The sequence below is a fragment of the Rubrivivax gelatinosus genome (assembly GCF_016583785.1).
Lineage (GTDB): Bacteria > Pseudomonadota > Gammaproteobacteria > Burkholderiales > Burkholderiaceae_C > Rubrivivax > Rubrivivax gelatinosus_B.
Map to the genome: position 1 here is coordinate 1 of NZ_NRRU01000093.1, position 20,057 is coordinate 20,057.

The following is a 20,057-nucleotide window of genomic DNA, read 5'->3' on the forward strand; positions in this document are numbered from 1 at the left end:
CGCTGCTGCAGGGCAGCCCGGCGCAGCGCGCCGCCAGCAACTCCCAGCGTTCGCCGAACAAGGCTTCGCAGCTGGCGCCGCGCTGCGCCGGGCTGCCCTGCAGCAGCGTCGCGGCGCGTGCGTTGGCGGCCAGCAGCCGGCCATCGTCGTCGAAGGCGAGCAGGCCTTCGTTGGCAGTGCCCAGGAACTCGGGCCGCGTCGCCAACGCGACGATCCAGCGGCCCTGCATGCGCTGGCGCAGCAGCGCGTTCTCGAGCTGCGTCGCGGCGATGCGCACCAGCGCCAGCGTGTGGCGCTGGCGCGCCGCGACGTAGGACGAGGCGTCGAGCACGCCGACCAGCGTACCGTCGGCGTCGTGCACCGGTGCCGCGGTGCAGGAGATGCCGCCCAGGCGCTCGAAGAAATGCTCACCGCCGGTGACGGCCACCGCCTGCCCCGCCGCCAGCGCCGTGCCCAGGCCGTTGGTGCCGGCGTCGCCTTCGCGCCAGCGGCTGCCGGCGACGATGCCGTCGCCGTCGTTCATGCGAAAGCGCGAGTCGGTGCGCAGGTCGAGGATGACGCCGTCGGTGTCGGCGAAAGCGAGCAGGAAGTTGGAGCCGGCGATCTGCGGCACCAGCGCCTCCATCTGCGCCAGCGCCAGCCGGCGCACGACGCCGGCGGCTTCGCGCCGGCGCGCCAGCTCGCCGCCGTCGACCACCGGCACGAGCACCGGCGCCGCGGCATCCAGCCCGGCGGCGGCGCAGCGCGCCCAGCTCTGCAGGATCAGCGCATCGGGTGCGCCGTCGGCGCCGAACGCGGCGGCGCGGGCGCGCAGGCCGGGGTCGGCCGCTGCCAGGTCCAGGTCCATCTCGCTCCTCCTGCCGGCTGAGGGGCCGGCTGTTTCGTTTCTGGACACCGGCCGCGCACGGTGTCCAGCCGCGGCACAACCGGGTGCGCAGCCGCCACCTCGTACGGACGGTGGCGGCATGCGGGTGATTCCCCGGTGGAACGGCGGTTGCAGACGCCGGACCTTGCGCCATCGAATGCGCAACGTCCATTGGAGAACACGAGAGGAGACCGCCATGCCCCGAAACCGGATGCAGCCGCTGCGTCTGATCTGCGCCCCCGCCTTCGTCGCCGCCGCGCTTGCCGCGGCCGCGCCACCGGCACCAGCGCAGACCAACATCGACAAGCTCAAGCAGTTCAAGGTCGCGACCACCGACCTCAACATCCCGCAGGTGGCGCAGACCGGGCGCAACGCCGACGCCATCCGCCAGAACCTCAAGAGCATCAAGCTGCCGCCGGGCTTCACGATCGACCTGTTCGCCGTCGTGCCCGACGCGCGCCACATGGCGGTGGCGCCAAGCACCAACATGCTCTTCGTCGGCACGCGCAAGACCTCGGTCTGGGCCGTCACCGACCGCAACAGCGACGGTGTCGCCGACGAGGTGAAGTCCTTCGCGCCGAGCCTGAAGTTCCACAACCCGAACGGCGTCTGCTGGACCAAGGACGGCTTCCTGATCGTCGCCGAGCACAACCGGGTGCTCAACTTCCCGGCCGCCGAGTTCTTCTACGAAGGCCCGGACGTCGCCGTGATCGAGGTCGTCGGCCAGGGCAAGCTGGTGCCGCCCGAGGAGGAGAGCTTCAACCACGGCGCGCGCACCTGCCGCATCGGCCCCGACGGCCAGCTCTACGTGACGCTGGGCCAGCCCTTCAACGTGCCGGCGCGCGACAAGCTCGACCTGTACCGCCAGTGGGGCATAGGCGGCATCGTGCGCATGAACGCCTTCGACGGCAGCAAACGCGAGGTCTTCGCCACCGGCGTGCGCAACTCGGTCGGCATGGACTTCAACCCGCAGGACGGCAGCCTCTGGTTCACCGACAACCAGACCGACGGCATGGGCGACGACATCCCCGCCGGCGAGATCAACCGCGCGACCCGGGCGGGCCAGTTCTTCGGCTATCCGTGGCGCCAGGGCCGCACCCGCATCACCGAGTTCGGCTACGACAAGGACCCGCTGCCGCCCAACATCACCGACCCGCAGGTCTATACCGAGGCGCATGCGGCCGACCTGGGCATGGCCTTCTATACCGGCAAGGCCTTCCCGGAGAAGTACCGCGGCGGCTTCTTCTCGGCCCAGCACGGCTCCTGGAACCGTACCAAGCCGATCGGTGCGCGTGTGCTCTTCACCTCGCTGAAGCCCGACGGCAGCGCCGACAAGACCGAGGTCTTCGCCGAGGGCTGGCTCGACGCCAACGGCATCTACCGCGGGCGGCCGGTGGACGTGGCGGTGATGAAGGACGGCTCGCTGCTGGTGAGCGACGACTTCGCCGGCGCCGTCTACCGCATCAGCTACCAGGCGCCTTGACGATGCTGAACTGGCTGCTCAGCCTGGCACTGGTGGGCACCGGCCCGGCACTGGCGCAGGACAGCGCCGCCGGGCGGCTGAAGGCGCAGGCCTGCAGCGTCTGCCACGGGACTATGGGCGTGGCGGTGCACCCCGAGGCGCCCCACCTCGCCGGCCAGCCCGCGGCCTATCTCGAGACCCAGCTGCGCCACTACCGCAACGGCCAGCGCCAGCACCCGGTGATGAACGTCATCGCCAGGCCGCTGTCCGACAGCGACATCGAGAACCTGGCGGCCTGGTTCGCGTCGATCCGCGTCGACGCGCAGGGGCGCTGACAGCGGCGGCGGCCCGCCGGCCGGCGGGCCGCCTGCTGTGTCGCGTGCAACGATGCGCAAGCGGCGCGGCAACGAAAGCACTGTGGCTTGCACCGCAGGCACGCGCCGCGGGCAGAATGCAGCGCAACACCTACCGAGAGAGCGTCGCGATGCATGCCCCCCGCTTCCCCCTGGCCGCGCTGTGCCTGGCCGCAGGCGCCGCGATGTCGGCACCGGGCGACCAGCCCGTCCCCCCGCTGGTGCCCAGCACGCAGAAGAGCGAGGTGAAGGCGCAGACCGCGTCGCTCCCGGCGCGCGGGCTGTTCGAAGGCGACAGGCTCTCCGCCTCGGGGCGCCAGCAGCTGGCCGAACTGGTGCTGGACGCGCTCGGGCTGCAGGTCGAGGTGGCGCTGCTGGTGCCCACCGGCCCGTGGAAGATCGACGGCAGCAACCGCGACGAGCGCGCGCTGACGCCGGGCCGGCTCGACTCGGTCAAACGTTTCCTCGCCGAACGCGGCGTCGACCCCCGGCACATCTTCGTCGAGAGCCGCATCGACCAGAAGCTGGCCGAGCCGCGCCTGGACGTGCAGATCATGGGCCGGCCGGCGAGCGACTGAGGCGGCTCGCGCCGGCCGGCGGGGAGCGTCAGCCGGTGATCTTCAGCAGCACGCGGCCGTCCTCGTAGCGCAGCTCGCCGGTGGCGCCGGCGATGCTGACGCGGTCGAAGCGGCCCTGGACCTTGCCGACACTCAGCAGCACCAGCGTGTCGCCGACAGCCGGCTTGAAGCCGCTGGCAAAGCTCAGCTCGAGCGTGGCGCCGTCCAGCGTCAGCCGGTCCGCGACCGCGACACGGCCCTGGCCGGCGCCGCCCAGCGCCAGCTGCAGCGTGCTGCCCGACAGCAGCGTCAGCTTGCCGCCGAGCTGCAGCGTGCCGGCCTGCGCGGCGCGCAGCGTGCCGCCGCTGGCGTAGACGTCGCCGCTGCCGAAGGCGCCGGCCGAGCCGGCCACCAGCGTGCCGGCCTTCAGCAGGGTGCCGCCGCTGTAGCGGTTGGCGCCGGCCAGCGTCAGGCTGCCGCTGCCGTCCTTGCTCAGCAGGCCGGCGCCGGCGATGTCGTTTTTCCAGGTGTCGGCGGCGTTGAAACCGCCGAGCGCGGCGTCCATCGTCACGGCGACGTCGCCGTTGAAGGCGCCGTAGCCGTCGGCCGCGGCGACCAGGTTCAGGCGGCCGTAGCCTTCGGCGTCGTCGAGCGCCGGGTAGCCCGAGCCGATCGCGGTGGTCTTGAGCACGACGCGGCGCTGCTCGGCGCTGAGGTAGGGCAGGCGGGTCTCCAGCAGTACCTCGGCACCCTTGGGCACCTGTGCCGTCTTGCCGGTGGTGGCGATGGCGGCGAAGTCGTAGGTCAGGCGCTTGATCGCCGCGGCCTTGACTGCCGCGCTGTCGGCGAAGCGGTCACCGCTGCCCGAGTGCGCGTAGGCGTAGAAGGCGTTCCAGTCGCTGCTGCCGGTGGCCGCCATCAGCGCCGTGTGCGCCTGCCGGTAGGCGGCGGCACGCGTCTCGGGCGTGGCCGCGTACAGGTTGCCGACGGCCGAGGCCTGGCCCAGGATGCGCCCGCCGATCACGTCCAGCGGCGAGTGCATGCCGGCCAGGATGCGGTTGTCGCCCAGCTCCAGCGCCCGCGCCACCAGCTCCTGGAACCGTTCGGGCATCACGTAGGCCATCGCCAGCGCGTCGCGCACCGCCTCGGCGGTGTGGCCGCTGGGGAAGCCGCCGTCGGTGTAGGCGGGGCTGCCCTTGGCCGGCACCAGGGTCGGCGCGACGACGACGCTGCTGCTCCAGCGCCACGGGCGGGCGTACTTGTAGAAGCGTTTGGCAGGCTCGGTGGAGGCGTTGGTGCCGACGTTGTTGACGAAGTCGACGACGCTGCCGAAGCCGGTGTTGCCGCCGCTGCTGCCGACGCCGGTGTTGTTGCCGCCGTCGTCGTACTTCTGGCTGGTGGCGTCGGCCGGGATGCTGGTGATCGTCGTCGTCTGCTGCGCGGCGCTGCGCCAGGCGGCGGTCAGCGGGCCCAGGCCGTCGGTGACGCTGTAGCCCTTGCCGCGGCGGTCGTCGTAGTAGGCGGCCTCGGCCTGTGCCTCGGTGCGCGCCGTGGTCACGGTGGCGGCGTAGGCGACGTTGGCGTCGAGCACCGCGGCGTTGCGCGCCGTGCCGTCCATGCCGTTGCCGGTGTAGGCGTCGATGGCCGGGCAGTCGGCGGTGGCGGCGGCGGTGACGCCGGCGTCGACCAGCAGCGTCGCCGGGGTCCACAGATCCAGCATGCCCTGGAGCACACGCACGCCGGCGTTGGTCGCCAGCGTCGCGTGGCAGCCGTCGCCGCGCACATTGGTGGCGGCGTAGTCGACGAAGGGCAGGACGCTGCTTTCGTCGGCCACCGGCGCGGTCTCGGCCTGGCCCAGGCCGGCCGGCGCGGCCGGCGTGTCCGGCGAGGACGAGGACCCGCCGCAGGCGCCCAGGCCCAGCGACAGGGCGAGCGCGGCGGCCAGGGCCAGGGCATGGCGGCGATGAAGAAGCGGCGAGGCGGACATGGTTTCCAGTCGGGGTGGCAAAACCCCGCGACGCTATGAAGCGACCGTGACACCCCGGTGTCCTGGGGGGTGCACCCGAGCCGGGCGCGGGGCCGCCTCACGCCTGTCATGCACAGCCACTAAAGAGTGGCGCGCAACAAAAAGCCGGCCACGCGGGCCGGCTCGTGCGCGTCGTGGGTGCGGCTTCAGTCGGGCTGCGGCCCGGTGATCAGGCCGATGCTGCTGTCGGGGCGGCCCAGCAGCCCGGTGCGGCTGTAGATGCCCAGCTTGTCGCGCGTGTCGACGATGTCCAGGTTGCGCATCGTCAGCTGGCCGATGCGGTCGGCCGGCGTGAAGGCCGCGTCCTCGACCTTCTCCATCGACAGGCGCTCGGGCTTGTAGGTCAGGTTGCTGCTCTGCGTGTCCTGCAGCGACCAGTCGTTGCCGCGGCGCAGCTCGATCCAGACCTCGCCGGTGATCGCGCGTGCCACCCAGCGCTGCGCGGTGTCGCGCAGCATCATGCACTGCGGGTCGAACCAGCGGCCCTGGTAGAGCAGCCGGCCCAGGCGGCGGCCGTTCAGGCGGTACTGCTCGATCGTGTCTTCGTTGTGGATGCCCGTGACCAGGCGCTCGTAGGCGATGTGCAGCAGCGCCATGCCCGGGGCTTCGTAGATGCCGCGGCTCTTGGCTTCGATGATGCGGTTCTCGATCTGGTCGCACATGCCCAGGCCGTGGCGGCCGCCGATGCGGTTGGCTTCCTCGAACAGCTCGACCGCGTTGGCGAACGTGCGGCCGTTGATCGCCACCGGCACGCCTTCCTCGAAACGCACGCTGACGGTCTCGGCCTTGACCTCGACGTCCTCGCGCCAGAAGGCCACGCCCATGATCGGGTTCACGATCGTCAGGCCCTTGTTCAGGAACTCCAGGTCCTTGGCCTCGTGCGTCGCGCCCAGCATGTTGCTGTCGGTGCTGTAGGCTTTCTCGACGCTCATCTTGTAGTCGAAGCCGTTGGCGACGAGGTATTCGCTCATCTCCTTGCGGCCGCCGAGTTCGTCGATGAACTGCTGGTCCAGCCAGGGCTTGTAGATGCGCAGCGCCGGGTTGGCGAGCAGCCCGTAGCGGTAGAAGCGCTCGATGTCGTTGCCCTTGTAGGTGCTGCCGTCGCCCCAGATGTTGACCGCGTCCTCCTTCATCGCGACGACGAGCGCGGTGCCGGTGACGGCACGGCCCAGCGGCGTGGTGTTGAAGTAGGTCGCGCCGCCGGTGCTGATGTGGAAGGCCGAGCACTGGATCGCGGCGATGCCTTCGGCCACCAGCAGCGCGCGGCAGTCGACCAGGCGCGCGGTCTCGGCGCCGTACTCGAGCGCCTTTTTCGGGATCGCGTCGTAGTCGCTCTCGTCGGGCTGGCCGAGGTTGGCTGTGTAGGCGCAGGGCACGGCGCCCTTGGCGCGCATCCAGTGCACGGCGGCGCTGGTGTCCAGGCCGCCGGAGAAGGCGATGCCGACGCGCTCGCCGACGGGCAGGTTTTGGAGGATCGTGGCAGACATGATGCGGGCTCGGATGGGCGGGGAAAACGGGGCGCGGCGGCGGCGCGGGCCGGCCGGGCGACCCGCGATTGTCGCAAGGTTCGCGCCGGCTTCGGCCGCCTCGGCCCTCGCGCATGAAATCGCGCTCGGGCCTTCGGCAGGCGCAGGACGCCTCCCGGCGTCCCGCTTCCAGCCTCAGCGGGGCAGCCTGGGTGCGCCGCCGGCCAGTGCTTCGGGGTTCAGGCCGCGTTCGCGCAGCAGCGACTCCAGCGCCGGCAGCAGCGGCCCCAGGCGCTCTTCCAGCGTCGCGCGCACGGTGTCGACGAAGACCTGGGTCGCACGCTCGATCTCGACGTTCAGCACGGCGCCCGGCGCCTTGTCGCCGAAGGTCGTCTGGCGCAGCGTCTCGGGGATCAGCCAGACCTCGAACCAGCCGGCCTCGCGGTCGGCCTCGGCCACCGTCAGGCTGGCGCCGTTGACGGCGATGTAGCCCTTGGGGAAGACGTAGCGCATCCACGGCGCCGGCACGGCGATGCGCAACACGTGGTTGTTCTCGGGCGTGCGCACCTCGGCCACCGTGGCGGTGAAGTCGACGTGGCCCGATAGCGGGTGGCCGCCGATCTCGGCGCCGTCGCGTGCGGCGCGTTCGGCGTTGACGCGGCTGCCTTCGGCCAGCGTGCCCAGCGTCGTCAGCGACAGGCTCTGCTGCATGACGTCGAAGCGCGCGGCGTCGGCACCGACGAGTTCGGTGACGGTCAGGCAGACGCCGTCGACGGCGACGCTGGCGCCGATCGCCAGGCCGTCGGCGAAGCCGGTCGGAAACCGCAGCGTGAAGCTGCGCAGGCCGGGCCGGTCGGTGACGGTGGCGACGGTGGCGATGCCTTGGACGATGCCGGTGAACATGGGTGCTGGTGGGAGGCGGCGGCGAAGCCGCGAAGCTTAGCGCACGGCGCTGCGCGTTATCGTCTGCGCCCGATGGCTGAACCGTTCAAGAACTTCATCGACCGCGCCCTGGTCGAGCGCATGGCCGCACGGCTGGCCGCCGCCGGCCCGGGTTTCGATGCCGCCGCTTTCGTGCATCAGGCCAGCGCCGGGCTCGAGGCGCTGGAGCTGAAGGCGCGCACGCTGCAGCTGTGCGCCGCGCTCGAAGCGACGCTGCCGGCCGACTTCGCCGCCGCCGCCGACCGGCTGGACGCGGCGATGGCCGGTGACGACGGTCTGGCGAGCTGGGCGCTGTGGCCCGTGGGCGAGTTCGTCGCGCGCCGCGGGCTGGCCACGCCCGAACGTGCGCTGGCGACGCTGCGGCTGCTGACGCAGCGTTTCACCGCCGAGTTCGCGATCCGGCCCTTCATCGTTGAGCACCCGGCGCTGGTCTACACGACGCTCTCGCGCTGGGCCGAGGACCCGGACGAAAACGTGCGCCGACTGGCGAGCGAAGGCACGCGCCCGCGCCTGCCCTGGGGCCAGCGGCTGACGGCGCTGGTCGCCGACCCGGCGCCCAACCTGCCGCTGCTGCGCCGGCTGCAGGACGACCCGAGCGAGTTCGTGCGCCGCAGCGTCGCCAACCACCTGAACGACATCGCCAAGGACCACCCGGCCCTCGTCGTCGACTGGGTGCGCGAGCACTTGCCCGGCGCCGGCGCCGAACGCCTGGCGCTGCTTCGCCACGCCAGCCGCACGCTGGTGAAGAAGGGCGACGCCGCGATGCTCGCGCTCTGGGGCCACGGCAGCGCATTCGAGGGCGACGCGGTGCTGCTGCTGGCGCCGTCCCGGCTCGCGGTCGGCGAAACGCTCTCGTTGTCGTTGACGCTCGCCAGCCGCGCGTCCACGCCGCAGCGCTTGGTCGTCGACTACCGGGTGCACCACGTCAAGGCCGACGGCCGGCGCACGGCCAAGGTGTTCAAGGGCTGGAAGCTGGAACTGGCGCCGGGCGCGAGCGTGACGCTGGCCCGGCGCCACTCGATGAAGCCGGTGACGACGAGGCGCTACTTCGCCGGCGCGCACCGCGTCGACATCCAGGTCAACGGCAGCGTCGTCGCCGGCGCGGAGTTCGAGCTGGCGCTCTAGAAGCCAGCCCAGCGCGCGGCGTCGAAACCCACGCTGATGCGGCCGTCGTCCCATTCGACGACCGGGCGCTTGATGACGCTGGCCTGGGCCAGCATCAGCGCGCGCGCCGAGGCGGCGTCGGTGACGCTGTTTCGCAGCGCTTCGTCGAGCTTGCGCCAGGTCGTGCCCTGGCGGTTGACCAGCGGCTCCCAGCCAAGCGCGGCGACCCAGGCGTCGAGCCTGGCCTCGGGCACGCCGGCCTTCTTGAAGTCGTGGAAGCTGTAGTCGCGGCCGTGTTCGGCGAGCCAGGCACGGGCGCGTTTGACGGTGTCGCAGTTCGGGATGCCGTAGACGATCATGGGGCGCAGCGGCCGCGCGGCGGGCGACGGCCGGGAACGGGTGGCGAAGCCCTCAGTTTCGCGGATCGAAGGGCCGCTCGCAGCGCCAGTCGGGCCCGAAGGCGCCGTCGCGCACGATGCCGTCGTCGCCGATCGAGATCTGGAACCACCAGCATTCGTGGGTCTGGTAGCGCCAGGACCAGACCTCGCCGCCCTGCCAGCCGCCGCCGCGGCGTTCACCCGGGCGGCCCAGCGTGCGCAGCAGCTCGTCGCGCGACATGCCGGGCAGGCGCCCCTGTACGGCGCGCAGCTTGTCTTCGGTCAGCACCTGCTGGGCGGCGATGACGCGGCCGGCGGCGTCGACGTCGATCATCCAGGTGCTCTGGCCGAACGGTCCGGTGGCGTATTCGAGCCGCGTCACGCCGTCGGGCATGGCGTAGCGCGAGGTCGGCGCGCCCCAGTGGGCGAGGGTCTGCTGTTCGCTCCAGCCGGGCTGGGGCGGTTTCATCGCCGCGCAGCCCGAGAGGGCGGCGGCGACGAGGATCAGGGCGAGGGTGTGGCGCATGGCAGGCAAGCGGGCAACCGGTGCGCCTAGCTTACGCTCAGGAGCGGGTGCAACTGGCAGCCGGAGCATCGGGCGCGCGGCTACTGGTGGCTAAACTGGGCCCCACCCGCTGCCCGCGCCACCGATGAAGCTCGAGTCTTTCAAAGCCGGTCGCTGGATGCCGCGCTACCAGTACAAGAGCTTCGAGCCGGTGCTGGTCAACCACGACTGGACATGGGAAGACGCACGTGTGCACGTCCTGCTGGAACAGGCCAACCGTGCGCTCGGCGAACTCAACGCCTTCTCGCTGATCGTCCCGGACATCGACCTCTTCATCGAGATGTACTTGGTGAAGGAGGCGCAGACCTCCAGCCGCATCGAAGGCACCCAGACCGGGATCGAAGAGAGAAGCGCGACGACTGGCGCGAGGTGCGCAACTATGTCGCGGCGATGAACCAGGCGATCGGCGAACTGGAACGCCTGCCGTTATCCAACCGTCTGCTGTGCGGCGCGCACGCGCGTCTCATGCTGGGCGTTCGTGGCGAGCACAAGCAGCCGGGCGAGTTCCAGCGAAGCCAGAACTGGATCGGCGGATCCAACCTCGCCGACGCGGCGTTCATACCGCCGGCGCACGAAGGCGTACCCGCGCTGATGGGTGACCTCGAAGCCTTCCGGCACAACAACTCGGTCGACGTCCCGCATCTGATCCGCATCGCGATCAGCCACTACCAGTTCGAGACGATCCACCCGTTCCTGGACGGCAACGGCCGCATCGGACGGCTGCTGGTGCCGCTTTACCTGTTGAGTCACGGGATACTCGCCAAACCGTCGCTGTACCTCTCGGATTACTTCGAGCGGCACGAAGCCGACGAGCGCATCGCCACGTTGGGCAAGCGCGTGCCGAACGCACGGGCGGCGCTGGCGGTGCTGTACCGCCGGCCGGTCATCACGGCAGCCGGCCTGCGCGAGGAGTTGGCGGTCTCGGCGCCGACGGCACAAGCACTGCTGCGTGACCTGCGGACACGGGGTCTGCTGACCGAGGCGACGGGACAGATGAGAGACCGGATCTACGTCTTCGATCGTTATCTCAAGCTGTTCACTAGTTAAACGAAACGGCTTTCGATTAACTAGCTATCGCCACTGGGAAAGAGACAAGAAGGACCATCGGCCGGGCCTCGGCCCGACCGGCGTTGCGGCACACGGCCGCCCGACCTCAGGCCGGCTTGACCGTGTCCAGCGCCTTGGTCAGCCGCGCCACCGCGGCGTCGACGTCGAGCAGCTTGTCCAGCCCGAACAGGCCGATGCGGAAGGTCTTGAAACCCGCCGGCTCGTCGCACATCAGCGGCACGCCCGAAGCGGTCTGCAGCCCCTGGGCGACGAAGGCCTTGCCGGACTGGATGCCGTCGTCGTCGGTATAGGCGACGACCACGCCCGGGGCTTCGAAGCCCGGCGCGGCGACGCTGGGCAGGCCGCGCGCGGCCAGCAGCGCGCGCACGCGGCGGCCGAGTTCGAACTGGGCGTCGCGCAGCCTGGCGAAGCCGATCTCGCGCGTCTCGAGCATCACGTCGCGCGTGCGCGTCAGCGCGTCGGTCGGCATCGTCGCGTGGTAGGCGTGGCCACCAGCCTCGTAGGCGTCGACGATCTGCAGCCACTTCTTCAGGTCGGCGGCGAAGCTGGTGCTGGTGGTGGCGCCGATCGCCTCGCGCGCACGCTCGCTGAACATCACGAAAGCGCAGCAGGGCGAGCCGCTCCAGCCCTTCTGCGGCGCGCTGATCAGGAGGTCGACGCCGGTGGCGCGCATGTCCACCCAGGCGGCGCCCGAGGCGATGCAGTCGAGCACGAACAGGCCGCCGACTTCATGCACCGCATCGGCGACCGCCTTCAGATAGTCGTCGGGCAGCAGGATGCCGGCGGCCGTCTCGACGTGCGGCGCGAAGACGACGTCGGGGCGCTGGGCGCGGATCGTCGCCACCACCTCGGCGATCGGCGCCGGCGCGAACGGCTGTCTGGCGCCTTCTGCCACCGGGCGGGCCTTCAGCACCGCGTGTTCGGCGGGGATCGCGCCCATCTCGAAGATCTGCGTCCAGCGGTAGCTGAACCAGCCGTTGCGGATGACCAGCGCCTTGCGCCCGGTGGCGAACTGGCGCGCCACCGCTTCCATGCCGAAGGTGCCGCTGCCGGGCACGATGGCGACGGCGTGCGCGCCGTAGACCTCTTTCAGCGTCGCCGACAGGTCGCGCATCACGCGCTGGAACTTCTGCGACATGTGGTTGACGGCGCGGTCGGTGAAGACGACCGAGTACTCGAGCAGGCCGTCGGGGTCGAGGTCGGGCAGCAGTCCGGGCATGGCAACTTCCTTGGCGCAGCAGGCGCCCCAAAAACGAAGACGGGGCAGCTTAGCACCGCCCCGCCGCCCTCCCGGGTGCGCGGCGTCAGCCGCGCGCTGCGCCGCTCAGCGCGGCTGGGTGCCGCGGCTGCTCTTCTTCGGCGCCGCCGGCTTCTCGGCCACGGGCTCGGCACCGACGCGGAAGTCTTCCAGCCGGGCGCCGGCCGCCAGCGCCTCGCGCAGCCAGCGCGGCCGCGGCCCGCGGCCACCCCAGACACGGCCCGAGGCATCGCGAAAGCGTGCTTCCTCGGCGGGCACGACCCGGCGCGCGGCACGGCCGAACAGTTCCTGCGGCGTCAGTTCCCAGGCCGCGATATCGGCGCGCAGACGCGCCACGACTTCCGCGCGTTCGCTGCGCTTCAATTTCTGCGCTTCGGCCTCGAGCAACATGATCTGCTGCTGCAATTGCGCGTAGGTCGCCATTGGATTCCGCTCCTCGCAAGAATGAACTGGAAGAACATTCTAGGGGCGGAATGCGGGCAGCCAATCACCGGCATTTCAGTCCGTTTCAGGACGATTGCGCCGGCCATTAGGGCAACACCGACTGAAAACAACGAAGCCCGCGTCGACGGGCTTCGTCGGTGGCGGGCCGCCGTTCAGCCGCGGCGGCGGCGCCGGGTGGCGGCCAATCCGAGCAGCGCAGCGCCGGCCAATGCCAGGCTCGCAGGCTCGGGAACCGTGCCACCGCCACTGCCGTCCTGCAGCTTGCCGCTGAAGTTGGGTTCACCCAGCGCGATGCCGTACTGGAAGGTCACCTTGGAGATCGAATCGAGATCCAGCGCCCCGACGACGTCGAACAGGAAGCTCACCGAGCCGGCGGTCAGCGGGCTGCCGGCGACACCGCTGGCGCCAGTGCCACGGTTGTCGGTGGCCGTCGTAATGCCGTATTGCAGGCCGTCGGGCCGCAACGGACCGTCGAGATTGGAATTGACGTCGATGCGGTCGTCCTGGCCGAAGACGCTGCCCAGACTGGAACTCGAGATCCCGGCCGTGGCGCCATATTGCGTAACCGTCTTGTACGCCCATTCGCCGCCGACGTTGCTGCCGGCGGCGCTGACGAAGCTCGTGCCCGTGTAGGTGGCAGCGCCGGACAGCGCCGAGATCGCCTGCAGCGACACCGCAGCACCCAGGTCGAAGAACACCGCCGTCAACACCTGCTCGCCGGTGCGAACGTCGGCGGCGCCGGTGTTCGACAGCACCACCTGCAGCTGGTTGCCGACAAGTTCGAACGAGACCGTCGCCGCCAGCTGGTTCTGCGAACCGGCGAACGTGACCGGTGCCGCGGACACGCCGAGACTGGCGAACGAGGCGAACACCAGGCTGATCAGTTTCTTCTTCACGCTTCCCCCTGACGTTTGTGACGTTTGAACACGTCCAAAGCAAACGTCGAGCCAGGGTAGGCTCCTACAAGCTGACGCCAGGCACCGGCCTTGCCTGAGCGCGCGAAGCGGCGTCAGGGTGTCAACTGTTCCGACACCCCTGCGCGGCTCAGCGCACGACCGTCACCACCACCGAAGCCGAAGCGCTGTTGGCCGCAGCGTCGGTGCTGACGACCTTCAGCGTATGGCTGCCGGCGCGCACGCGCTTGGTGTTCCAGGCGTAGGACAGCGTCGCGCCGCTGCCGCTGGCGACCTGCGAGCCGTCGACGTAGAGCTTGTGCTTGATGCCGGCGGCACCGCGGTCGTCGCTGGCGCTGACGCTGACCGTCACCGTGCCGCTGACGCTGCCGGCGACCGGGTTGACCAGCAGCACCTTGGGCGCCGTCGTGTCGGCCACCGGGGTCGTCACGGCATTGGCGACGTTGACCGTGACGGCGGAAGAGACGGCGCGGTTGCCGGCGGCGTCATAGGCCACGGCCTGCAGCGTGTTGCTGCCGTTGGCGACGCCGGTCGTGTCCCAGGCGAAGGCATAGGGCGCGACGCCGTCGATGCCGACGGTCGTGCCGCCGACGCTCAGCTCGACGCGGGCGACGCCGACGGCGTCGCTGGCCGCGACGTCGACCGTGACCGTGCCCGAGACCGAGGCGCCCGCCGCCGGGGCGCCGATCGCGACCGCCGGCGCGGTGGTGTCGGCGGCCGGGGCGGCGTTGGCCGCGGCGTTGACCGCGGCCGCGGCGTCGACCCGGCCCCAGCCGAAGTTGCTGTCGCGGCCGGCCGCACCCAGGTCCTTGGCGCTGGCGTAGAGCAGGCTCTCGATCGTCGTGTTCGGCAGGTCGGGGCGTCGCGCCATCATCAGCGCGACGACGCCGGCGGTGATCGGGCTCGAGAACGAGGTGCCGCTCCAGGCGGCGTAGCCACCGCCGCGGTTGGTCGTCCAGATGTTGGCTCCGGGTGCGGCCAGGGCGACGAAGGCGCCGTAGTTGGACCAGCCGACGCGCTGGTCGGAACCGTCGGTGGCGGCGACCGGGATCATCGCCGTGGTCGCGGCATAGCCCGGGTCGGTGCCGTCGTTGCCGGCGGCGACGACGACCAGCCCGCCCTTGCTGCGCATGTAGTTGGCCGCGCTGGCGATGCTGGAGCTGCCGGCGACGCCGTTGTAGCTGACGTTGGCGACACGCGCGCCGTGGTCGGCGGCCCAGGTCAGGCCCTGGGCGACCGTGCTCCAGTAGGCGTACGCGTTGGCGTCGGCGATGCGCACCGGCATCAGGCTGGCCTTGCCGGCGACCGCGGCGACGCCGGTGGCGTTGTCGCTGGTCGCGGCCGCCGCGCCGGCGACGGCGGTGCCGTGACCGTTGGCGTCGCTGGTGTCGGCGCTGCCGTCGTAGAAGTTCCAGCCGGCAACCATGCGTGCGGCCAGGTCAGGATGCGTGCCGTCGACGCCGCTGTCCAGGATCGCGATCGTCACGCCCGCGCCCTGCGACAGGTCCCATGCGGCCGGGGCGGAGATCGTCGTCAGGTGCCACTCGCTGCCCAGGTACGGGTCGTTGGCCGCGTAGGCCGGCTCGATGCGGCGGTCGAGTTCGGCGAACTTCAGCAGCCGGTGGCGCGCCAGCCGCGACTGCACCGAACGCCCGGACACGCCGGCGGCGAGGTCGACCACGTACAGGCTGCTCTGCCCCATCTTGCGCGCCTGGCCGCCGTGCACCGCCAGCAGCGCGCGGAAGTCGGCGTCGGGCAGGCCGGCTCGCGGCATCACCAGCAGGCGGCGCGCGGCGCCGTCCTCGCCGGCCGCGGCCAGCGCCGGCAGCGTGGTGAAGGCGGCTGCCGCCAGCGCGACGGCGGTCAGGGTGTGGCGCAGGCCGGGGTGCGGGACAGATGTCATGTGGTGTTTCTTCTGATCGTTGCGGAGAGATCGCGCTGCCTCTGCGGCTTCGACCCTACAGGGCGGCGCTTGAGCCTGGCGCGGTTTCAATCGGTAAGTCCGGGCCCGGTGTTTGCCACACCGGCACGATGAGCTCCCGCCCCGCATTCGACGCCGCTGCGCTGCCTGCCGCCGCCCGCGGTGCCGAGATCCGCGTCCGCGTCGCCCGGCGGCGCCAGGAAAGCGCCGACGTCGTGCTGCTGGACCTGGCCGCCGACGACGGCAGCACGCTGCCCGCCTTCGCCGCCGGCGCCCACGTCGAGCTGCACCTGCCCAACGGGCTGACGCGCCAGTACGCGCTGTGCAACGCGCCCGAGGACAGCGGCCGCTACTGCATTGCGGTGCTGCGCGACCCCGCCTCGCGCGGCGGCTCGGCCTGGCTGCACGACGAAGCCGCGGTCGGCCAGACGCTGCGCGTCGGCCCGCCACGCAGCCGCTTCGCGCTCGTGCCGGCGGCCACGCATCACGTGCTCGTCGCGGGCGGCATCGGCATCGCGCCGCTGATCTGCATGGCCGAACGCCTGGCGGTGGCCGACGCGTCATTCGAGCTGCACTACTGCGCCCGCTCGGCCACCCGTGCGGCCTTCCTGGAGCGCATGGCATGCGCGAGCTGGGCGCCGCGCGTGCGGCTGCATCTGCTGGACGCGCCGCTGGCGGCGCCAGCGGTGCTGGACCCGGTGCTCGATGCCCATCCGCCCGGCAGCGCGCTCTACGTCTGCGGGCCCCAGGGTTTCATGAACTGGGTGCTGGGCGCGGCGCGGGCCGCCGGCTGGCACGACCGGCAACTGCACTGCCAGCATTTCGGCGCCGCAGTGACGGTGGCGCCGCACGACGCCGACTTCGAGGTCCTGCTGGCCGGCACCGGCCGGGTCGTGCCGGTGGCGCGCGGCCACAGCGTCGTGCAGGCGCTGGCGGCGGCCGGCGTCGTCGTGCCGCTGTCCTGCGGCCAGGGCGTCTGCGGCACCTGCCAGACGCGGGTGCTGGCCGGCGCGCCCGAACACAAGGACGTGTTCCTGACGTCGGCCGAACGCGAGCACGGCGGCTTCATGCCCTGCGTCTCGCGCGCCCGCGGCGCGCGTCTGATACTCGACCTCTAGCGCTGCCCGGCGCTCACATCCCGCGGCCGGCGAGCGCGCGGATGTGCCAGGAGAAGGCTTCGTCCAGCAGGTGCGGCGTGTGCTGGCCCGGCGAGCCCTTGAGCGCGCGGCGGTAGTAGTCGCGCAGCGCCGGCTTGAAGTCGGGGTGGGCGCAGCGCTCGATGATGGTCTCGGCACGCTGCTTGGGCGACAGGCCGCGCAGGTCGGCCAGGCCCTGTTCGGTGACGACCACCTGCACGTCGTGTTCGGTGTGGTCGACGTGCGGCACCATCGGCACGATGCAGGAGATGGTGCCGCCCTTGGCGGTGGACGGCGTCATGAACATCGACAGATAGGCGTTGCGCGCGAAGTCGCCCGAGCCGCCGATGCCGTTCATGATCTGCGAGCCCATCACGTGGGTCGAGTTGACGTTGCCGTAGATGTCGGCCTCGATCATGCCGTTCATCGCGATGATGCCCAGGCGGCGGATGACCTCGGGGTGGTTGCTGATCTCCTGCGGGCGCAGCAGGATGCGCTCGCGGTAGAAGGGCAGGTTGCCGCGGAACTCGGCCAGCGCCTCGGTCGACAGCGACACCGCGGTGGCCGACGCGAATTGCAGCTTGCCGTTCTTCAACAGCTCGAGCATGCCGTCCTGCAGCACCTCGGTGTACGCCGTCAGGTTCTCGAACGGGCCGTCGGCCAGCCCGGCCATCACCGCGTTGGCGATGTTGCCCACGCCCGACTGCAGCGGCAGCAGCTCCGGCGGCAGCCGGCCCTTCTTCACCTCCTGCTGCAGGAAGTCGAGGATGTGGCCGGCGATGCGGCGCGAGTTTTCGTCGGGCGCGCTGAACTGCGTGTTGCGGTCGCCGGCATGGGTTTCGACGATGGCGACGATCTTGTCCAGATCGACGCGGAAGGTGGGCTCGCCGATGCGGTCGCCGGGTGCGACCAGCGGGATCGGCTTGCGCAGCGGCGGGCGCTGGGTGCCGTAGTAGATGTCGTGCATGCCCAGCAGGTTCATGTCCTGCGCCGAGTTCACCTCGAGGATGATCTTGTCGGCCTCGTCCAGCCAGGTCTTGTTGTTGCCGATCGAGGTCGACGGGATCAGGCGCCCGTCCTCGGTGATGCCGGTGACCTCGACGACGGCGACGTCGAGGTGGCCGAGGAAGCCGAACCAGACGAACTGCGCCACGTGCGAGAGGTGGATGTCGATGTACTCCATCTCGCCGGCGTTGATGCGCTGGCGGCACACCGGGTCGGACTGGTAGGGCAGGCGCATCTCGACGCCGGCGACGCTGGCGAGCGCGCCGTCGAGCTCGGGCGCGGTCGAGGCGCCGGTCCAGATGCCGACCTTGAAGCGGTCGCCGTCGGCGTTCGCCTGCTGGATGCGGCGCGCCAGCGCCTGCGGCACCGCCTTCGGATAACCGGCGCCGGTGAAGCCGCTCATGCCGACGTTGTCGCCCTTGTGGATGAGGGCCGCGGCCGCGTCGGCGGACATGATCCGGTTGCGCAAGGCGGGGCAGAGGACGCGACTTTCGGCTTGGGTCATGTGGGCGGCGGGCGAGTTACAAGGCGGTTACGCGAGCGCGGCAATTTAGTGCCCGCGCCCCATGGCGGCAAACAAGCATTTATGATTCGACGCACAAGCAGGACTTAATCGTCGATGACCCGCCGCATGCCCCCGCTGGCACTGCTGCGCACCTTCGAGGTCGCGGCCCGGCACCTGAGCTTCAAGCAGGCGGCGGCGGAACTGCACGTGACGCCGGCTGCAGTGAGCCAGCAGATCCGCAGCCTGGAGACCGAACTCGGCGTCCTGCTGTTCGAGCGCCTGACCCGCGCGGTGCGCCTGAGCGCACGCGGCGAAGCGATGCTGCCCAAGGTTCGGGACGGCCTGGCGCAGCTCGCCGACGCGGTCGAGCTGGCCTGCACGCCGGCCGCCGCCGAGCTGCTGAACGTCACCGCGCCGCCCTCCTGGGCCAGCCACTGGCTGCTGCCGCGGCTGCCCGACTTCTACGCCCGCCACCCGGGCATCGAGGTCCGCCTGGCCAGCAGCTCCGAGACCGTGGACCCGGCAGGCGGCAGCGCAGCGCTGGCGGCGCTGGCGCGCGCGCCGGGCGAACTCGCCGTCGTCTTCGGCACCGGCCGCCATCCCGGCTGGCGCGTCGACGCGCTGCTGACGCCCGACTACCTGCCGGTGTGCGCCCCCGGCCTGGCCAGCAGCGAGCGGCCGCTGGACGTGCCGGCCGACGTCTGCCGCCACCTGCTGATCCACGACGACACGCTGAGCCACGCCGGCAACGACGCCTGGGGCTGGCAGCGCTGGCTGCAAGCCGCCGGGCTGGACCGGCAGGCACGGGGCCCGGGTCGGCACTTCTCGAACGCGGTGCTGGCGATCGAGGCCGCGCTCGCCGGCCAGGGCATCGCGCTGGCGGCCCGGCCCATCGTCGCCGGCCACCTGGCCTGCGGCGCGCTGCTGGCGCCGTTCCCGCTGGCGATCCCCTCGCCCTACACCTACTGCCTGGTCGGCCGGCGCCAGGCGGCGGAGCGGCCGGCGGTCGCGGCGTTCCGCCAGTGGCTGATCGAAGCCTCGCACCCCGACACCTGAAGCTGCCACAGTAGCTGGTTATGCTCGGCGCATGCGCCCTGCCCGCACCACCCTGACCGCTGCCGCTCCCCGGCGCATCGGGGCCGCGTTCGCGCTCGTGCTGGCGCTGCTGACGGCGCAGTGGCTGGGGCTGGCGCACACGGTGCTGCACGCCGGCGGCACGAACGCCGCGACGGTGGCCGCCGCTGCCGCCGACGGCCCGCGCGGCGGCCTGCAGGCCCTGTTCGCGGGCCACGGCAAGGGCAGCGGCGACTGCCGCCTCTACGACCAGCTCGGCCACGCCGAGCCCATCCCGCCGGCCGCCGTCGTCACGGCCGCCCTGCTGCCCTGCCCGCCGCAAGCGCTGCCCTATGCCGCGCGCCTGGCGGTCGCCGAGGGCGCGCCCTACGCCGCACGCGGCCCGCCGCCGCGCGGCTGATCCGCCCCGGCCTTCAGGCCTTGCCGCCTCAGGCGGCCCCCAACCTGCTCCTGCCGCATCGGCCCCGTTGCCGAAGCGGCTGCTCACGTCACCTCGGCGTGCGGTGCTGCCGCGCGCCTCGAAAACTGCTGCGATGAAATCCACTCCCCCCACCCGCACGCCGCTGGCGCTGGCCTGCCTGATGCTGCTCGGCGCGCCGCTGGCCAGCCTGGCCCAGAGCCAGCCCGACGGCGTCGAACGCATCGTCATCACCGGCAACCCGCTGCACAGCGAACGCAGCGCCTCGCCGGTCTCGGTGCTGGCCGGCGACGAACTCGTCACGCGCCGCGGCGGCACGCTGGGCGAGACCCTGGACGGCCTGCCCGGCGTGTCGCAGACCGGCTTCGGCCCGAACGCCAGCCGGCCGGTGATCCGCGGCCTGGACGGCGACCGCCTGCGCGTGCTCGACAACTCGGGAGCGACGATCGACGCCTCGGCGCTGAGCTACGACCACGCGGTGCCGCTGGACCCGCTGGTGGCCACGCGCATCGAAGTGCTGCGCGGCCCGGCGGCGCTGCTCTACGGCGGCAACGCCGTCGGCGGCGTCGTCAACGTGCTCGACAACCGCATCCCGCT

21 protein-coding genes are annotated in these 20,057 nt (G+C 71.5%); 10 read left to right on the forward strand and 11 right to left on the reverse strand.

From position 1 onward, the window contains the following. Positions 1 to 847: GAF domain-containing protein (locus tag CKO43_RS20125; RefSeq protein ID WP_200379734.1), on the reverse strand; the 847-nt coding region annotated here is incomplete at its 3' end. A 214-nt stretch (positions 848 to 1,061) separates the two neighbouring features. On the opposite strand from CKO43_RS20125, the gene CKO43_RS20130 reads away from it, so the two are divergent. The 3 genes from CKO43_RS20130 (at position 1,062) to CKO43_RS20140 (ending at position 3,258) form a co-directional block, all read left to right on the forward strand. Beyond that, positions 1,062 to 2,348, forward strand: coding sequence for a PQQ-dependent sugar dehydrogenase (locus CKO43_RS20130; RefSeq protein WP_200379735.1), 1,287 nt, complete (start codon positions 1,062 to 1,064; stop codon positions 2,346 to 2,348). A gap of 2 nt (positions 2,349 to 2,350) precedes the next feature. After that, positions 2,351 to 2,662, forward strand: a complete 312-nt coding sequence (locus CKO43_RS20135) for a c-type cytochrome (protein WP_200379736.1) — start codon at positions 2,351 to 2,353, stop codon at positions 2,660 to 2,662. A gap of 149 nt (positions 2,663 to 2,811) precedes the next feature. Then, a complete protein-coding gene (locus CKO43_RS20140; protein WP_200231983.1) occupies positions 2,812 to 3,258 on the forward strand; it encodes a hypothetical protein in 447 nt (148 codons plus the stop codon). Between the two features lie 28 nt (positions 3,259 to 3,286). Here the strand turns inward: CKO43_RS20140 and CKO43_RS20145 are convergent, their stop codons facing one another. The 3 genes from CKO43_RS20145 to CKO43_RS20155 all read right to left on the reverse strand — a co-directional run bounded on the left by CKO43_RS20145 (position 3,287) and on the right by CKO43_RS20155 (position 7,632). Continuing rightward, entirely contained in the window at positions 3,287 to 5,224 is a 1,938-nt protein-coding gene (locus tag CKO43_RS20145; protein ID WP_200379737.1) for an acid phosphatase, read from the reverse strand. 185 nt (positions 5,225 to 5,409) lie between these two features. Then, positions 5,410 to 6,750, reverse strand: a complete 1,341-nt coding sequence (gene argG / locus CKO43_RS20150; RefSeq protein WP_200231981.1) for an argininosuccinate synthase — start codon at positions 6,748 to 6,750, stop codon at positions 5,410 to 5,412. Positions 6,751 to 6,924: 174 nt separating this feature from the next. Then, positions 6,925 to 7,632 (reverse strand): riboflavin synthase subunit alpha, encoded by a 708-nt coding sequence (locus tag CKO43_RS20155; RefSeq protein ID WP_200379738.1) that lies wholly within the window; start codon positions 7,630 to 7,632, stop codon positions 6,925 to 6,927. 72 nt (positions 7,633 to 7,704) lie between these two features. On the opposite strand from CKO43_RS20155, the gene CKO43_RS20160 reads away from it, so the two are divergent. Then, positions 7,705 to 8,796, forward strand: a complete 1,092-nt coding sequence (locus tag CKO43_RS20160) for a DNA alkylation repair protein (protein ID WP_200379739.1) — start codon at positions 7,705 to 7,707, stop codon at positions 8,794 to 8,796. On the opposite strand, the gene CKO43_RS20165 is transcribed toward CKO43_RS20160, so the two are convergent. Together CKO43_RS20165 and CKO43_RS20170 are read right to left on the reverse strand one after the other, a co-directional pair. After that, positions 8,793 to 9,134, reverse strand: coding sequence for an ArsC family reductase (locus CKO43_RS20165; RefSeq protein ID WP_200231978.1), 342 nt, complete (start codon positions 9,132 to 9,134; stop codon positions 8,793 to 8,795). The genes CKO43_RS20160 and CKO43_RS20165 overlap by 4 nt on opposite strands. Before the next feature lie 52 nt (positions 9,135 to 9,186). Continuing rightward, positions 9,187 to 9,678: a hypothetical protein gene (locus tag CKO43_RS20170; RefSeq protein ID WP_200231977.1), complete on the reverse strand. Its 492-nt coding sequence runs from the start codon at positions 9,676 to 9,678 to the stop codon at positions 9,187 to 9,189. A gap of 124 nt (positions 9,679 to 9,802) precedes the next feature. Here CKO43_RS20170 and CKO43_RS20175 point away from each other — a divergent pair, with 124 nt between their 5' ends. Further along, positions 9,803 to 10,111, forward strand: coding sequence for a Fic/DOC family N-terminal domain-containing protein (locus CKO43_RS20175; protein WP_200379740.1), 309 nt, complete (start codon positions 9,803 to 9,805; stop codon positions 10,109 to 10,111). Further along, the gene (locus CKO43_RS20180) at positions 10,108 to 10,764 is read left to right on the forward strand and encodes a Fic family protein (RefSeq protein WP_200379741.1); all 657 of its coding nucleotides are present in this window, start codon (positions 10,108 to 10,110) and stop codon (positions 10,762 to 10,764) included. Before CKO43_RS20175 ends, CKO43_RS20180 begins: the two co-directional genes overlap by 4 nt. Positions 10,765 to 10,870: 106 nt before the next feature. Here the strand turns inward: CKO43_RS20180 and CKO43_RS20185 are convergent, their stop codons facing one another. The 4 genes from CKO43_RS20185 to CKO43_RS20200 all read right to left on the reverse strand — a co-directional run bounded on the left by CKO43_RS20185 (position 10,871) and on the right by CKO43_RS20200 (position 15,304). Further along, the gene (locus CKO43_RS20185; protein WP_200379742.1) at positions 10,871 to 12,004 is read right to left on the reverse strand and encodes an aminotransferase class V-fold PLP-dependent enzyme; all 1,134 of its coding nucleotides are present in this window, start codon (positions 12,002 to 12,004) and stop codon (positions 10,871 to 10,873) included. Between the two features lie 105 nt (positions 12,005 to 12,109). After that, the gene (locus tag CKO43_RS20190; protein WP_200379743.1) at positions 12,110 to 12,466 is read right to left on the reverse strand and encodes an H-NS histone family protein; all 357 of its coding nucleotides are present in this window, start codon (positions 12,464 to 12,466) and stop codon (positions 12,110 to 12,112) included. 173 nt (positions 12,467 to 12,639) lie between these two features. Beyond that, a complete protein-coding gene (locus tag CKO43_RS20195; protein WP_200379744.1) occupies positions 12,640 to 13,383 on the reverse strand; it encodes an XDD4 family exosortase-dependent surface protein in 744 nt (247 codons plus the stop codon). A gap of 148 nt (positions 13,384 to 13,531) precedes the next feature. Beyond that, on the reverse strand, positions 13,532 to 15,304 hold the full coding sequence (locus CKO43_RS20200; RefSeq protein ID WP_200379745.1) for a S8 family serine peptidase: 1,773 nt from the start codon (positions 15,302 to 15,304) through the stop codon (positions 13,532 to 13,534). A 128-nt stretch (positions 15,305 to 15,432) separates the two neighbouring features. Between CKO43_RS20200 and CKO43_RS20205 the strand changes: the two genes are divergently transcribed. Continuing rightward, positions 15,433 to 16,440: a PDR/VanB family oxidoreductase gene (locus CKO43_RS20205; protein WP_200379746.1), complete on the forward strand. Its 1,008-nt coding sequence runs from the start codon at positions 15,433 to 15,435 to the stop codon at positions 16,438 to 16,440. Positions 16,441 to 16,453: 13 nt separating this feature from the next. On the opposite strand, the gene CKO43_RS20210 is transcribed toward CKO43_RS20205, so the two are convergent. Next, positions 16,454 to 17,968, reverse strand: a complete 1,515-nt coding sequence (locus CKO43_RS20210; protein ID WP_200227638.1) for an acetyl-CoA hydrolase/transferase family protein — start codon at positions 17,966 to 17,968, stop codon at positions 16,454 to 16,456. A 126-nt stretch (positions 17,969 to 18,094) separates the two neighbouring features. Between CKO43_RS20210 and CKO43_RS20215 the strand changes: the two genes are divergently transcribed. The 3 genes from CKO43_RS20215 to CKO43_RS20225 form a co-directional block, all read left to right on the forward strand. Then, on the forward strand, positions 18,095 to 19,024 hold the full coding sequence (locus CKO43_RS20215; protein WP_242477879.1) for a LysR substrate-binding domain-containing protein: 930 nt from the start codon (positions 18,095 to 18,097) through the stop codon (positions 19,022 to 19,024). A 31-nt stretch (positions 19,025 to 19,055) separates the two neighbouring features. Continuing rightward, positions 19,056 to 19,442, forward strand: coding sequence for a hypothetical protein (locus CKO43_RS20220; RefSeq protein ID WP_200379747.1), 387 nt, complete (start codon positions 19,056 to 19,058; stop codon positions 19,440 to 19,442). A gap of 133 nt (positions 19,443 to 19,575) precedes the next feature. After that, on the forward strand, positions 19,576 to 20,057 hold a 482-nt coding region (locus tag CKO43_RS20225), incomplete at its 3' end, for a TonB-dependent receptor plug domain-containing protein (protein WP_431191967.1).